This is a genomic window from Sorangium sp. So ce406 (genome assembly GCF_051474675.1).
In the GTDB taxonomy this organism is placed as follows: domain Bacteria; phylum Myxococcota_A; class Polyangia; order Polyangiales; family Polyangiaceae; genus Sorangium; species Sorangium cellulosum_G.
Map to the genome: position 1 here is coordinate 1,951,573 of NZ_CP150340.1, position 15,540 is coordinate 1,967,112.

At 68.7% G+C, this 15,540-nt stretch carries 8 protein-coding genes and 1 pseudogene; 6 read left to right on the top strand and 3 right to left on the bottom strand.

Features of this window, described 5'->3' with window-relative positions:
* Positions 1–19: 19 nt before the first annotated feature.
* Both WME96_RS07185 and WME96_RS07190 read right to left on the bottom strand, forming a co-directional pair.
* Positions 20–1,186, bottom strand: coding sequence for an RtcB family protein (locus WME96_RS07185; protein WP_437289423.1), 1,167 nt, complete (start codon positions 1,184–1,186; stop codon positions 20–22).
* Positions 1,187–1,343: 157 nt separating this feature from the next.
* A complete protein-coding gene (locus tag WME96_RS07190; protein ID WP_437289424.1) occupies positions 1,344–4,487 on the bottom strand; it encodes a beta-propeller domain-containing protein in 3,144 nt (1,047 codons plus the stop codon).
* 383 nt (positions 4,488–4,870) lie between these two features.
* On the opposite strand from WME96_RS07190, the gene WME96_RS07195 reads away from it, so the two are divergent.
* From WME96_RS07195 to uxuA, 5 genes are all read left to right on the top strand, one after another.
* Positions 4,871–6,835 carry a D-glucuronyl C5-epimerase family protein gene (locus WME96_RS07195; RefSeq protein WP_437289425.1) on the top strand — a complete coding sequence of 655 codons (1,965 nt, stop codon included), beginning with the start codon at positions 4,871–4,873 and terminating at the stop codon, positions 6,833–6,835.
* A 221-nt stretch (positions 6,836–7,056) separates the two neighbouring features.
* Positions 7,057–8,253 (top strand): FIST signal transduction protein, encoded by a 1,197-nt coding sequence (locus tag WME96_RS07200; RefSeq protein ID WP_437289426.1) that lies wholly within the window; start codon positions 7,057–7,059, stop codon positions 8,251–8,253.
* Positions 8,254–8,293: 40 nt separating this feature from the next.
* Positions 8,294–8,683 carry a tautomerase family protein gene (locus WME96_RS07205; RefSeq protein WP_437289427.1) on the top strand — a complete coding sequence of 130 codons (390 nt, stop codon included), beginning with the start codon at positions 8,294–8,296 and terminating at the stop codon, positions 8,681–8,683.
* Positions 8,684–9,699: 1,016 nt separating this feature from the next.
* Positions 9,700–13,053, top strand: a complete 3,354-nt coding sequence (locus WME96_RS07210) for a glycosyl hydrolase 115 family protein (protein ID WP_437289428.1) — start codon at positions 9,700–9,702, stop codon at positions 13,051–13,053.
* A 227-nt stretch (positions 13,054–13,280) separates the two neighbouring features.
* Complete coding sequence (gene uxuA, locus WME96_RS07215; protein ID WP_437289429.1) at positions 13,281–14,339, top strand: mannonate dehydratase; 1,059 nt, start codon at positions 13,281–13,283, stop codon at positions 14,337–14,339.
* Between the two features lie 590 nt (positions 14,340–14,929).
* Here the strand turns inward: uxuA and WME96_RS07220 are convergent.
* Complete coding sequence (locus WME96_RS07220; protein WP_437292449.1) at positions 14,930–15,160, bottom strand: hypothetical protein; 231 nt, start codon at positions 15,158–15,160, stop codon at positions 14,930–14,932.
* Here WME96_RS07220 and WME96_RS07225 point away from each other — a divergent pair.
* Positions 15,147–15,374, top strand: a pseudogene (locus WME96_RS07225) (cellulose binding domain-containing protein); the annotation flags it as partial. The gene WME96_RS07220 and the pseudogene WME96_RS07225 overlap by 14 nt on opposite strands.
* Between the last annotated feature and the right edge of the window lie 166 nt (positions 15,375–15,540).

Below are 15,540 nucleotides of genomic sequence, written 5' to 3' on the forward strand. Positions count from 1 at the left end.
TCTCCGCCCCGGACCCCGCTCACCCCTTCACGCACATCACCTGGCGCAGCTCGGCGACGATCTCCACGAGATCGCGCTGGTCCTCCATGACCCGCTCGATCGGCTTGTAGGCGGCGGGGATCTCGTCGAGGACCCCGCCGTCCTTGCGGCACTCGACGCCGGCCGTCTGCGCGGCCAGGTCCTTGACGGTGAAGCGCCGCTTCGCCTCGCCGCGGCTCATCTTGCGCCCCGCGCCGTGCGACGCGCTCTCGAACGCCTCGGGGTTGCCGAGGCCCCGGACGATGTACGAGCGCGTGCCCATCGATCCGGGGATGATGCCGAGCTCGCCCTTGCCCGCGCGGATCGCGCCCTTGCGCGTGACCAGCACCTCCTCGCCGAAGTGGTGCTCCTCGGCCACGTAGTTGTGGTGGCAATAGATGGCTTCCTGGATCTCGAGCTGCGGGAAGTGCCGCCGGAGCACGCCCTCGGCGAGGTGGAACATGGCCTCGCGGTTCGCGCGCGCGTACCGCTGCGCCCAGAAGAGGTCGTGACGGTAGGCCTTCATCTCCGGGGTGCCGGCGAGGAACACGGCGAGGTCGCGATCGGGCAGGTCGCGGTTGTGGGCGAGCTTCTTCGCCGTGGCGATGTGGATCTCGGCCAGCTCTTTCCCGATGTTGCGAGAGCCGGAGTGGAGCATCAGCCACACGCCGCCTTCCGTGTCGAGGCAGAGCTCGATGAAGTGGTTGCCGCCGCCCAGCGTGCCGAGCTGACAGCGCGCCTTCGTGAACAGGCCCTTGACCTTCGGGGTCAGGCTCGAGAACTCCTCCCAGAGCGGCAGGCCCGCGAACTCCTTCGGCGGCGCGTCGTGGGCGGCGAACCCAACGGGGATCGCCCGCTCGATGTCGCTGCGGATCCGCTTGAGGTCGTCGGGCAGGTCGGCGGCCCTGAGGTTCGTGCGGAGCGCGCCCATCCCGCAGCCGATGTCCACGCCCACGGCGGCCGGCGCGACGGCGCCGCGCATCGCGATCACCGAGCCGACGGTCGCGCCCTTGCCGAAGTGGACGTCGGGCATCGCGGCGACGTGGTGGAACACCCAGGGCAGGGCGCTGATGTTGCGGAGCTGCTCCAGCGCGACTTGCTCGACCTCCTCCGGCCGGGTCCACATCTTGATGTCGACGTTCCTGCCCTTGATCTGCGCGGGTCCCATGCCGGCAGGATAGCGCGCCGCGCGGCGCCCGCAGCGCTGGCCTTCCGGTCGCGGCGGTGAGGCGGCGCGCTCGCCGAGCTCGGCAGGGCTGTCGCCCGCCTGTCGACGAGCGCGCCGCGATGGGCCTGGTGCCGGAGGGGGATGCGCGCTGCGCGCGCTACGGGAGGAGGTTCGAGACGTCGAGATCGATCTGGTGGATGCCGTACCGCTCCGCGGCGACGAGGACCTCGTCCCGGGCCCGGTCGACCAGCAGCTCGGGGTACCACGCGCCCGTGAAGAACGCCTGCGCCACCGGCTGGCGCGGGTCCTCGTAATCGACCATCAGCGTGCCGCTATACACGTTGAAGAACGCGCGGCGCTCGGCGGTGAAGGGCATGAGCGTCATCCAGCGATCGGTCGGCGTCTCCGAGAGCACGTCGAACCCGGTCGACGAGATCGTGTCGCTCGGCCTCAGGATCGCGAGGCTGCCGGACTCGTAGCCGTAGCTCCACCGCCAGTACGACGGCCAGATCCGCTCGCCGTACGTCATGAGGGCCCGCTGGTGCTGGTCGATGAGGATGGTCTCGTCGATCGTCTTGCCGGCGAGCTCCTGGTAGTTGTTCAGGTGCGCGCGCCCGTTGAAGAGCGTCGACCGCGCGATCGCCGGCTCGATGAAGTAGCTCCCCCACACCCGGTCACGCGTGAACACCTTCGTCCCGCGGATCGCGAGGGCCTCGCCGGGGACGTTGATCGCGGCGCCGAGGACGGGCGCTCCGGGGCGGGACAGGTCGACGCGCCGGACGAAGTAGCGCGCGTGGGGGCGCGGGTCGTCGGGCACCACGGCGGGCAGCTTGACGGACACATAGAGGTTGCCCTCGTGCGCCAGCGTTCTCACCGCGTCCTCGTCGGCCGGGAGCGCGACGGGCGGCGCCAGGGCCGGGTGATCCGGGTCCGAGAGGTCGACCACGTGGACGGTCATCTGCCGGATCTGGCGGCGCGCCTCGCCCTCGTAGCATGACGACTCGAGCACCCCGTCGAGCGCGGCCTCGTCGAGGACGGGCGTGCAGACGTCGCGTTCGCCGAGCCGCGTCGTGCACGCGGCGAACCCGCCCGTGCAGTACTCCGGCCCGCCGTCGACGGACTGGCAGGTGCGCTGCCCGGTGTAGTACCTGCAGTTGTCCACGCCGGAGCAGGCGTAGTCGCCGTGGCTGTAGGTGACGTACGACTCGCAGCGCTCTGCCGGGCCGAGCTCGGCCCAGGAGTCGGTCTTGCCCGCGAACGTGAGCGACCTGTTCGTGGGGTGGACCCGTGTCGGCGCGTAATCGTAGTAGTCGTAATAACGGCCGTACGTCGGGGGCAGGTCCGTCGTGACGAGCTGCCCCGCCGCGCGCGGCCGCAGCGGGTTCGAGAGATCGACGACGCTGATCGTGGTCTCGTACCTGGGCCAGTCCACGTACCTGGAGGTCACGACGGCGAGCAGGTCGTCGCCGATCTTGTAGTAGCTCGCGTCGGGCGTGACCGGGAAGGTCGCGAGCGGCGTCGCCACGTCGGCCACGTCCGACGCGTCGATGACCTCCGCCACGGCCATCTGGTCGGGCTCGCGCTCCCAGGAGTCCTGCTCGGGGTTGCGGATGCGCACGCGGTGGTCGCCGTACCCGAGGATCGTCGTGTAGTTGGGCGCGAGGTCGAGCTCGCCGAGCTTCTCCGGGTCGTCCAGATCGCGCTGATCGTAGAGGCTGAGCTGCGTCTCCGACACGTTCGCCGCGGTGTCCCGGCCGGCGCGGAACGAGCGGCGCACCGGGGAGGCGTGCTTCATCACGCCGCGGCGGGTTAGGGTCGTGCTCGAGTACGTGAAGATCTGCACGGCAGAGTTCTGCCTCCACCGGCCTTCCTCCTCGCTCCAGCCGGAGAACGGCAGGAGCACGAGGCCCGTCTCGGTCTCGCCGGTCGGCGCGGCCACGCGCACGGCCCCGTCGAGCACGGTGAACGCGCGGTGGTCCCAGTTGGCCTCCGACCAGTTCCAGCCGTCATCGTCCCCGGCCACCTCGGAGCGCGCGATCATCGGGTTCGGGTTGGTCAGATCGGTGATGTCGTACAGGCTGGCCGCGAGCCTGCGCCCGCCGCCCTCGTCGTTCACGCCGATCCCGATGAGCCGGGTCGCGCCGAGCACCGGACGGAGGAAGTCGTTCCAGCCGGAGACGATGAACTCGCTCTTTTCCTCGATGTTCCCGCGGGGATCGATCGAGAAAGCGTGGAACGGGTCCGTGCGGAAGTAGGTGACCGCGAACGCCCGGTCGTCGAGGAAGACCGCGCCGAAGAGCGACTCTCCCTCGCCGAAGTCCTCGTCGTCGATCGGCGTGAGATGGTCGAGATCGGACGCGTCCCACGTCTGCAGGTGGCTCACCCCTCCGCCCCATTGCGGGCCCGAGAAGACGCGCAGCGTGTCGTCGCGGAAGTCCATGTGGAACTGCGAGCGCACGTAGCCGTCCACCGTGACCGTATCCCGCAGCGCCATCGAGCCGTCGATGCTCGATATGTCGACGATCGACACCTGGCTGTTCTCGTAATCCCAGCCCTCGGGGCCGCGCGCGACAAGCAGGACGTCTCCCTCGCCGTGGATGTCCGTCACGTACCCCCCGAGGTCGAGCTGGCTGCGCTCGGTGAGCCCGCGCTGGGTCACGTCGAAGCTCTTGACCACCGCCTGGTTGTGATACTCGTATTCGCCGTTCCCCAGGTCGACCCACCCCCAGTCGGTGCTGGCCACGTAGAGGGCGTCCCGGGTCGCGCCGTTCGCGTACCGGCTCGTCTGGATGTACCCCGGCACGTCGAACTGCGACAGGAGCCTGGGCGCGTTCCGGTTGGAGATGTCGACGAGGAGGACGGCCCCGCCCGCGCGGCGCTCCATGGCGAGGCTGCCCGGCGTGGCGCGGAACCCGACCCAGTTGTTCATCAGCACGATCGCGCGATCGCCGTCGACGTACATCTCGACCGGACTCCCGGCGACCTGCATCTGCCCGACCATCGTCGGGCTCCCCGGATCATGGATGTCGATGACCTGGAGTCCCCGATAGCCATTGAGGTTCAGGAGGTGCCCGCCCCCGAGGACCCGGTAGATGTCGCCCTCCTCCAGCTCGCGCTCTTCTTCCTCTTCTTCCTCCTCCTCTTCTTCCTCTTCCTCCTCCTCTTCTTCCCCGTAGAACACCGAGGGCAGATCGTCCGCCGACACGAATGACGTCGTGCCGCTGAGGAAATCTGCCGCGCTCTCGGCGACGTCGCCTGTCGGCGCGCGATCCGCTCCGGCCGTGCACCCCGGGCCGATCACGAGGAGCGACCCCCCCAGCCAGCATGTTAACGCCGCGTTGCGTTGTGTTAAGAATCTCATCCCGCCACCTGGCCCCTTTCCCTCGTATCCGATGAGGGAGCGAAAGTAGCTTATATCGCCCCCGCGCGGCGTTCGGCGCAAGTGAGAAATAGCCTGAGTTCATCGAGGAACCACGCTGCTGCGCGGCTGTCACAGGCGGTCGCGTACGTACAAGACAAGCCTGGTTGTGCGCACAAATGGCGCCGATGTGAGCATCGCTGTGCCCCCGACAGCCAGGCGCGCGCTCGACCTCGGCGAGGCCGCGTGCCCCGCCCGGCTTCGGCCTTGCGGAGCCTCGGAGTTGCTGATACGCGTCGAAATCGCTTCTTCCGGGGTACTTGTCCATGCCGTCTGCTCGCGCTCTCACCATCGCAACCCTGGCGGCGCTGGCCGCCGTGTCCTCGGCGCTCACGACCGGATGCGACAGCCGCAAGCCCGGCGAGGAGGCCGCGGCTGCGAAGCCCGCCGCCGCCGCCGCTCCGGCCGCGTCGACCAGCGCCCAGGAGGCCCGGAAGGCCGCCCCGCCGCCAGGGGACGACCGCTTTGCGGCCCAGATCGCCGCGAATCTGTCCCGGGTGCCCGATCCGGCGATCCAGCCCGCGGAGGGAGGCGGCGCGGGCGCCGAGCTCGACAATGGCACCTTCCGCGATCGCACCGTGGCCTTCGTCCGCCAGGTGATCGCGGGCGGCGACAAGGTGACATGCGATCTGTCCCTGTCGTCCAAACGCCCCTTCCGCGCCGTCGTGATGGGCTTTCAGGAGGGGAAGCAGATCGCGCGCGGCGACGCGTCGGACGCGGGGCTCTGCGTCGCGCTGAAGGGCGCCGCGCGCCGGGCGGTGGCGGCGGCGGGCGGCACGCGCGAGGCGCTCGCCGGCGCGCGGCTCGTCGTGGAGCTGCCGGATCATCACGAGTCCATGGTCGAGAGCGTCGAGAGCGTCGAGAGCGTCGCGGGCAAGGGGAAGGGGGTAGAGCTCACCCAGGGCCTCGTGCCGGTCCGCCTCCTCGACAAGGCCCTCCTCGCGAAGCGCATCGAGGACGGCAAGGGCTATCTCCTGCGCGTCATCGACCCGCAGCACAAGGGGGTTCACAAGTACTACCATGCCCCTGCCGACCGGTTCGAGAACGAGCTCCACACGATCTACACCGCGTCGACGGCGCTGACGCTGCTGAAGCTGCACGCCTACAAGCCCGACGAGCGCCTGCTCCGCCTCGCGACAGAGGCCGCGGGCTTCATGATGGGCATGCAGAGCCGCGAGATGCGCGATCGCACGGCCGGCGGCTTCTTCTACGCGTTCGACCTGGAGCGCAAGCGGCCCGAGCGTCGGCTCGTCGTCGGCACCGCGTCGAAGTCGATCTTCACGCTGGTCGAGCTCCACGCCCTGACCAAGGAGAAGAAGTACCTCGAGTCCGCGGTGATGGCGGCCGACTGGCTGATCGCGATGCAGCGGCCCGATGGCAGCGTGCGCTCGGCCCTGAGCGGGCAGGAGGGGGGCGCGTGGAAGGTCCAGGGCAAGGAGTCGATGCTCTACACCGGACAGGTCCTCTCCGCGCTGTCGCGCACCTACCGGGCCACGAACAACAAGAAGTACCTCGACGCCGCGGCGCAGACCGCGGACTTCTTGCTCGCCAGGATCGCCAAGAAGGGCTGCTTCCTCGGCGACGACTACAGGAAGCCGAACCCGATCTCGAGCTCGTGGGCGGTCCAGTCGCTGCTCGATTTCGCGAAGGCGAGCGGCGATCAGCGCGCCGAGCAGGCCGTGTTCCGCTGCGCCGACGACCTCGTGAAGCGGCAGTGGCGCAGGCCCGAGGACGCCTACCGCTACGGCCGCTGGCAGCGATCGCTGTCGAGCAGCGGGACAGGCTGGCTCGCCGAGGTGATGTCGGAGGTCTATCACCACTGCCGCCAGAAGGGCAGGGACGGCTGCGATCGCTACAAGGACGCGGTGGTCGCCGCGATCCGGTTGCTCCTGCAATACACATACGGCCCGGAGAACTCGTTCGTGGTGAAGAACCCGCAGGCGTCCGCCGGCGGGGTGTTCTGGAGCGTCAGGGATCGTTACGTGCGCACCGACTCGGTGTGCCACGCGATGAACGCGTACCTCAACATGATGAGCGAGCTCGGCGATGGCCCGCTGCTCACGCTGCCGGAGCGGCCCCTCGCCGATCGGATGGCGCTCGCCGCGGAATCGGAGGCCGCGGACGCGGCGAACGCCGGGCTCTCCGCAGAAGACTCCGCGGAGGACGGAGAGGAGGGCGAGGAGGCCGCCGCAGGGCAGTCCGGGCCGCGGCGCGAGGATCCGGACGATTGAGGGTCGCTCGCACTCCTGCGCTCGAATCCCGCCGACCCGGCGCGGGTTGGTGTATAGAGATCGGGCGTGATCGACCCGATCCTCGGGGCACGGCAGGAGGTCAAGAGCCGATGGACAGCAACGATCGGAGCAGGACTGACGGCGCTTTCCCCGAGGGGGATGCCGGGGCGAGGGAGGCTCCGCGGGGGAGCCGTGCGGGCGCTGGAGGGGCGGCAGGGACGATGAAGGTGGCCACCGCGTCCTCCACGGCGGGCTCGACCGATGTCGCGTTCGCGGAGGCCATGTCCGCGCTCCGCGCGAGCCTGGGCAGAGAGCCGGACCACGTCTTCCTGAGCTACACCGAGTCTCATGATCTCGACGCGCTCGCGCGCGCCACGGCGGCGCTCCCGCCCTCGGTCCGGGTCCACGGCTCGAGCTCGTGTCTCTCGGTCATGACCTCTGCCGGGGTCCACGGCGCGGGGGGGCCTGGCCTGGCCGTGCTCGGCGTCGCGGACGCGCAGGGCGCCTATGGCGCGGCGGCCGAGCCGGTCGGCGACGCGCCGCGCGCGGCGGCCACCCGCGCGGCGCGCCGCGCGATGGAGGACGCCGACCGGGCGGGCAAGCCGCCGGCGCTGTTCTGGCTGACCGCGCCGCCCGGCGTGGAGGAGCAGGTCCTCTGCGGGATCGAGGACGCGGTGGGGCCGGACGTGCCGGTGTTCGGCGGCTCCTCCGCGGCGAACTCGCTCGACGGGGCGCTGTCGCAGCTCGCGCGGGGGCAGGCGCACCGCGGCGCGGTGCTCCTGTCGGCCTTGTACCCTGCGGGCGAGATCGCCTGTGCGTTCAGCTCCGGATACACCCCGACCGAGCGCCGGGGCTGGGTCACCCGCTCCGAGGGGCGGCGGGTGCCCGAGATCGACGGGCTCCCGGCCGCGGAGGTCTACGACCGCTGGACCGGCGGCGCGTTCTCCGCGCAGCTCGGCGGCGGCTCCATCGGGGCGGAGAGCACGCTCTGCCCCCTCGGCCGGCCTGCCGGGTGGGCGGGCAAGGTCCCGCAGTTCCTGCTCATCCACCCGAACACGGTGGACGGGGACAACGCGCTGACCTTCGGCGTGCACATCAACGAGGGGGACGAGCTCGTGCTCATGAAGGCGACGCGGGACGACCTGCTCGAGCGCGTCCAGTCCGTGGCGAGCGCCGCGCTCTCGTCCGCGCGGCCCTCGTTCCGGCCGCAGGGCGCGCTCGTGATCTTCTGCGCCGGGTGCATGCTCGCGGTGCGCGACGACATCGATCGCGTGGTCCAGGGGGTGACCGCCGCGCTCGGCCCGACGCCGTTCCTCGGCACGTTCGCGTTCGGCGAACAGGGGTGCTTCGTCCGGGGCAAGAACCAGCACGCGAACCTGTCCATCGCCGTCGTCCTGCTCGGGCAAGAGGAGCAGTAGCCCACGGCTCGATTCGCCCGGCGCTCCAGGAGAACGATCGATGTCTCAAGTGAAGATCTACGGAATCAAGGAGAGGCTCAACCCGGTGAAGGAGACCCTCTCGAAGGTGATCCACGCCTGCGTCATGGAGGCGCTGCAGCTCCCGCAGGACAAGCGGGCGCACCGCTTCTTCCCGATGGAGCGCGAGGACATGCTGGCCCCGGGCGGGCGCACCGACGCTTACACGATCATCGAGATATCGATGATGACCGGCCGCAGCGTCGAGACGAAGAAGAAGCTCGTGCGGCTCCTGTTCGACAGGATCCGCGACGAGGTCGGCATCGATCATCAGGACATCGAGATCTGCATCTCGGAGTCGCCGCCCCACGACTGGGGGTTTCGCGGCATGCACGGCGACGAGGTCAAGCTGAACTACAAGGTCAATCTATAGCTCCGTGCTCCCGGGCCCCCGTATGCCGCGGTGCGCCGCAGCGGTTCCGTGAGCGCTCCGGCCGTCATCCGGCTTCCCGACCCCTGCCCACCGGGTGTACACTGCGGGGTCATGGGTCGCCGCTTTCCTGACCTGCTTCCTCCCGCTTGCCGCGCCGCCGCCGGCCGCTCTTCCCGGGATGGGCTGGGCGTCGGTTCCGGCGCGATCGGCGCGGGCAGGATCGGTGGAGCCGGCGAGGGCACCGGCAGCGGCGGCGGGGCCGGCGCAGGGGAGGGTAGAGGCAAAACGGTTCGAGGATGTCAAGGCCGAATCGCCATGTCGGCCACGGGTGATCGGAGCTCCCTTGCGCGCTCCGCCCACCCTCCTGGATGAGCGACGAACGATCGAACACCGGTCCACGCGGCGACAGGGCGCTCTTCACGCCACATCTGCCAGGCCAGCATCACGAGATCGAGAATCGCGATCACGCGATGCTGCGGCGCAGGCGTCGCGCCGGCCGTGACGCCGAGCGGCGCAGATCGCCTTGAAACGACGCGTCGGCCGGCTGCAGGCATCGCGCTGCGCGCCGCGGGCTCCTCATGCGTCGTCGAGTGAGCCAGCCGTGGTGTCTTCTCGTTGTCGCAATGGAGTTGCGCGGATTACAACCTGTGTCGGAATGGTTGGTTGTGTGATCAGATCGGCTCTCCGCGGGAATATTGCACCGCTCAGAACTCGCCGACCGCATTCGTTCTGACGGGCTCGAGTGTCGACACTCCTGGAAGAATTTTTTAGCCATGGTCGACAACGAAGGCCCGCGGCTTCGTCGACCACCACGAACCGGATCTCCGCAGGCGCACGTCTTAAAAGGACTTGGACAATTGCATCAGAGCGGCCGGCCTCAGAGCCGGATGTCGCGGCCAGCGCGCAGCGCAGGCGAGCCGACGACGCCGGTCAGCCGCAACAACGAGGAAAACACCGTCATGAGCTACGCACGCATTACCATCAGGAAGGGTCGGATCGGACCCTCGCTACTCTGCTTGTTGCTTCCCCTGTCGCTCGCCACGTTGACCGCCTGCGGGTCGGATGGCGTGAATGGCGCGCCGGGGGAGCCGGGCGAGCAGGGGCCGCCGGGCCCGAAGGGCGAGCCGGGGGAGCCGGGGTCGCCGGGAGCGGACGGCGAGCCGGGTGAGCCGGGCGAGCCGGGCGAGCCGGCCGCGGAGGCCGCAGGCCCCCAGCCCAAGTACGTTTCGACCGAGGGTGGAGCGGGGCGTTTTCCCCTGGCCGTGGGCGGCAAGGCGGCTCCGCTGGTCGTCAGCTCCGACGACTACGACGGCGTGATCCGCGTCGCGGGCGATCTCGCGGCGGACATCGAGCGGGTGACCGAGGTCAAGCCGGAGATCTTCCAGGACGAGGTCCCGGAGGCGGCGACCGAGGTGGTCCTGATCGGAACGCTGGGCAAGAGCCCGCTCATCGATCAGCTCGAGGAGGACGGGAAGCTCGACGTCTCGGGGGTCACCGGCAAGTGGGAGACCTTCGTCACGCAGATCGTCGAGGCCCCGATGGAGGGCGTGGAGCGCGCGCTCGTGATCGCGGGCAGCGACCAGCGCGGCGCCATCTTCGGCGCGTACGATCTCTCCTCGCAGATCGGCGTGTCGCCCGTCTACTGGTGGGACGACGTCCCGCCCCAGAAGAAGCAGGCGCTGTACGTGCTGCCCGGGCTCCACACCCAGGGTGAGCCCGCGGTGAGGTTCCGCGGCTTCTTCGTCAACGACGAGAACCCCGCGACGGGCAACTGGGCGGCCAAGATGTTCGGGCCGGGCAAGGCGCCGGGCTTCCCGGGCGGGCTCAACCACCTCTACTGGGAGAAGGTCTTCGAGGCCGCGCTCCGCATGAAGGCGAACTACATCTGGCCGGCCGTGTGGGGCCGGGCGTTCGGCGAGGACGATCCCGAGAACCACAAGACCGCCACGCGCTACGGCATCGTGATGGGCACCTCCCACGAGGCCCCGATGATGCAGGGCATCGAGGAGTGGAATCGCCACGTGGTCCCGGAGGTCAAGGACGCCGCCGGCACCGTCGTCACGCCGAAGACCGATCCGTACGGCGGCACGGGCGACTGGCGCTTCTCGGTGAACGCCGAGGCGCTGAAGAAGCACTGGACCAAGGGTATCCAGCGGATGGTCGACCAGAACATCGAGGGCGTCGTCACCCTCGGCATGCGCGGCCCCGGCGACGTCAGCCTGGCGCCGGAGGACGGCATCCCGCTGATGGAGAACATCATCGCCTCGCAGCGCGCGATCCTCGCCGACGTGACGGGCCAGGACGTGACGACCATCCCCCAGGTCTGGACGCTCTACAAGGAGATCCAGGGGTACTGGGACGCCGGCATCCGCGTGCCGGACGACGTCACCGTCGTCTGGGCCGACGACAACTGGGGCAACATGAAGCGCCTGCCGAAGCCCGGTGAGCAGCGGGCGGGCGGCTACGGCCTCTACTACCACTTCGACTACGTCGGCGGCGGCCGCAACTACAAGTGGGTCGACACCAACCTCCTGCCCAACATCTGGGAGCAGCTCCACCTCGCCTACAGCTACGGCGTGGATCGGCTCTGGGTGGTCAACGTCGGCGACTTCAAGAACGAGGAGCTCCCGCTCCAGTTCTTCCTCGACTACGCCTGGAACCCGGATCGCTGGCCGGTCGAGAAGCTCGGCGAGTGGGAGCGGCAGTGGACCGAGCAGCAGTTCGGCTCGGAGCACTCGGACATCATCGCCGACATCCTGCACAGCTATTCGCTGCTGCAGTCGGACCGCAAGCCGGAGCTGACGAACCGGAAGATCACCGTCGATTACGATGTCCTGTTCAGTCAGCCGTCGGCCACCGTCCCGGATCCCGACACCGCGGCCGTCACGTACGACGACAGCGCGAGCCCGTTCAGCCTCACGAATTACCGCGAGCTCGAGAGCGTCGTGGAGGAGTGGGAGGCGCTGGCCACGCAGGCGGAGTTCGTCGCCAACCTCCTGCCGCACGAGGCGCAGGACGCGTATTTCCAGCTCGTGCTCTACCAGGTGAAGGCGACCGCCAACCTGTATGCGCTGCGCCTGGCCGGGTTCAAGAACCGGCTCTACGCGCAGCAGGGGCGCGCCGCCACCAACGACATGGCGGTCCTCGCGGAGGAGCGGCTCCAGGACGATCTGGCGCTCTCCTACTACTACAATCACGAGCTCGCCGACGGCAAGTGGGAGGGCTTCCAGACGCAGCCGCACATCGGCTACGGCGCGCCGGGCAACCCGTCCTGGCAGCAGCCCGAGCACCAGTACAACAACATCCAGGAGTTCATCTGGCCCGAGCTCGTGTCGATCGACGTCCCCGCGGGGGCCGAGCTCGGCGTGGCGATCGACGGATCGAGCAACTACTGGACGGCGGCCGGGGCGGGCGACGAGAGCAGCGAGCTGCCCGTGCTGCCGGCGTTCAGCCCGTACCAGACCCAGCCCGAGCAGTACATCGAGGTGTTCAACCGCGGCAGCGAGCCGCTCGAGTACACGATCGAGGCCGAGCTCCCGGTCGCGTGCCCGCAGGGCTGGGCCGCGAACACCGTGTGCCCGCCGTGGCTGACCGTCTATCCGAGCCACGGCACCGTCGACAAGGAGGTGCGCGCGACGGTGAGGGTGGACTGGACGCTCGCTCCGACGACGTACCCCGACCCGGCGAACCCGTCGCAGTGGCTGCCCCTCGAGTTCCCGCTCGAGATCCCGATCACGGTCCAGGGCTCGGATGGGAGCTCGGTGGTGGTCACGGCGCGCGTCGAGGACCCGCGGAAGATCGGCTGGAAGGCCAACCGCTACATCGAGGCCAACGGCTATGTGTCGATGGAGGCGGAGCACTACAGCCGCGCGGTCGACACGGACGACATCTGGTGGAAGCGGCTCCCGGACATCGGCCGCACCGGCGCGGGCATGACGCCGTTCCCGGTGACGGCGGAGACCCAGGAGCCCGGCGGCGCCTCGCCCCGCCTCGAGTACGACATGCACCTGTTCAGCAGCGGTGAGGTGACGGTCTGGGTGTACGTCTCGCCCAGGAACAACTTCCAGAAGTGGCCCGAGGGGCTGCAGTACGGCGTGTCGATCGACGATGGGGAGATCCAGACGGTCAACACGACCTACGCGATCGACCTCGACGGCAACGGCAACAAGATCTGGGAGCGGCACACCTCGGACAACGCCAACATCATGCGCACGAAGCACACGATCAGCGCGCCGGGCGAGCACGTCCTGAAGCTCTGGATGGTTCATCCGGGCGTCATCGTGCAGAAGATCGTGGTGGACGCCGGCGGCGTGAAGGAGAGCTACCTCGGTCCGCCGGAGAGCTACTGGATGGGCAAGGGACTGGAATAGTCGAGAACCCTCCGTAGACGACCAGGGAGCCCGCCGCGCACCTCGTGTGCGGCGGGCTCTCGTCATTTGAGCGCCTGGCGGGCGCTGCCTCGAGGGGGCGAGTCCCGTCTCCCGGGGCGGGAGAGAGGCTGAGGCCGGCGGCTGTTTCAGCGGGGAACGGTTGATGCGGCGAGGGGCCGGAGCTACCATCGGGAGCGCGCCCGTGATCGCCTGAGGAGATCCCGACGATGAAGATGACCTTTCGCTGGTACGGCGAGAATGACCCCGTGCGGCTCGAGTACATCCGCCAGATTCCGGGCATCTACGGCATCGTCTCGGCGATCTACGATGTGCCGGTGGGCGAGGTGTGGCCGGTCGAGAAGCTGCAGGCGCTCAGGGCGCGCATCGAGGGCGCCGGCCTCAAGTTCGAGGTCGTGGAGAGCGTGCCGGTGCACGAGGACATCAAGCTCGGCAAGCCGACCCGCGACAGGCTGATCGACAATTTCTGCCAGAACATCCGCAACTGCGCCGCCGTCGGCGTCAAGGTGATCTGCTACAACTTCATGCCGGTCTTCGACTGGACCCGCACGGAGATGGCGAAGGAGCTCGCCGACGGCTCGCTGACCCTGGCCTTCGACGCCCAGGCGGTCGCGGAGATCGACCCGGAGCAAGGCATCGCGCTGCCCGGCTGGGACACGAGCTACAGGCCGGAGCAGCTCCGCGCCATCCTCGAGGAGTACAAGAGCATCGGTGAAGAGGCGCTGTGGGAGCACCTGGAGCACTTCCTCGAGCGCATCATCCCGGTGGCCGAGGAGGTCGGCGTCCGCATGGCCATGCATCCGGACGATCCACCCCGGCCGATCTTCGGCCTGCCGCGCATCGTCAAGAACCGCGACGACCTGATGCGCCTGGTGAAGACCGTCGACTCCCCGGCCAACGGCATCACGCTGTGCTCGGGCTCGCTGGGCGCCGACCTCTGCAACAGCATCGTGTCGCTCGTGCGCGAGTTCGGCGGCATGGGCCGCATTCCGTTTGGCCACCTGCGCAACGTGGCGGTCCAGGAAGACGGCACCTTCTTCGAGTCGGCCCATCTGTCCTGCGAGGGCTCGCTCGACATGGCCGCCATCGTGAAGGCGTATCATGACGTCGGGTTCGACGGCTACGTGCGTCCGGACCACGGCCGCATGATCTGGGGCGAGACCGGCAAGCCGGGGTACGGGCTGTACGACCGCGCGCTGGGCCTCGTCTACCTCAACGGCCTGTGGGAAGCCACGTGCAAGCTCTCGGCGAGAGCTGGGGTCTGGTAGCGCTCACCGGAGGGGACAGGAACGCTGCGATAGCGGACCGAGTACCACGAGCGCATCTTCGAGCCCGACGGCGACGTCATCGCGGACATGATCGCTCCGTACGATCAGATGAAGAACGACGACCAGGGCTTCTAGCTCCGCGCGTCAGAGAGCCTGCCAGTCACCTGCTTCGCACAGCCGAGCATGGGTCGACGCAAAGACCCAGGGGCTCGAGGGCGCAAACGTGCAGGGGGTCTGTCCTTCGTTGTGCCTCTGCGTTTCTGCGCACTTGCATTGAATTTTTCTCTGGAATCCCCTTGCGGACGCCCCTGCCGCTTCGGGGTATCGGTGGAATTCTTCACATGTTCATCTCAGCCAGCGGGCGAACGCTCGCCGGGGCGGACGCTCTGTGTGCGAGGATGACAGTGGCACCCACGGGGTCGTCGCCCATTGCGCCGGCCCATTGCGCCGGCCCATTGCGCCGGCCCATTGCGCCGGCCCATTGCGCCGGTTAGAGCGCGCGAACGCGTGAGGTGGTCGTTTGCGGACACGGTCGCGAGGAAATCGTGCTAAGTGAGAGTCTCGGGGGCTCGAATCTTTGGAGCGCCTGATCATAGATCCTTGCCATGATTCACTTGTCCATCTTCAGTGAATCCTGCGGCTGGGTCGGTCCAGTCACGGAGGAACTTCATGCGTATTGCTAGCTTGCTTGGCTGCTTCTCTGCTTCGGTCGCTTGCTGCTTGCTTGCCTGTACCGTTGAGCCTGTCGACGACGAGTACAGCGATACCGATATTCTGGACTCTGCCTTGAACAGCGCAGACGGTTCGATGTCGGCGGACATCAAGCTTCAGACGGAGTGGGGGAGCGGGTACTGCGCCGACGTGACGATCACGAACAGGACCGTGTCCCCGAGGACCACGTCCTGGGGGGTGGTCGTCGCGCTCAACGGCTCCACGATCAACAGCTCGTGGAACGCGACCGTCTCGGCGCCTTCGGGCGGGAACGTCACCGCCACCCCTGTGGGCTGGAACGCGGCGGTGGACGCAGGCAAGTCGGTGGCGTTCGGGTTCTGCGCGAACGGCGCCGGGCGGCCTTCGCTCGTGTCGGTCAACGGCGGTGGAGGCTCGGGCAGCAGCTCGAGCTCTTCGTCGAGCAGCAGCTCGAGCTCCAGCAGCAGCTCGAGCTCCAGCAGCAGCTCGAGCTCGTCTTCGAGCAGCGGCG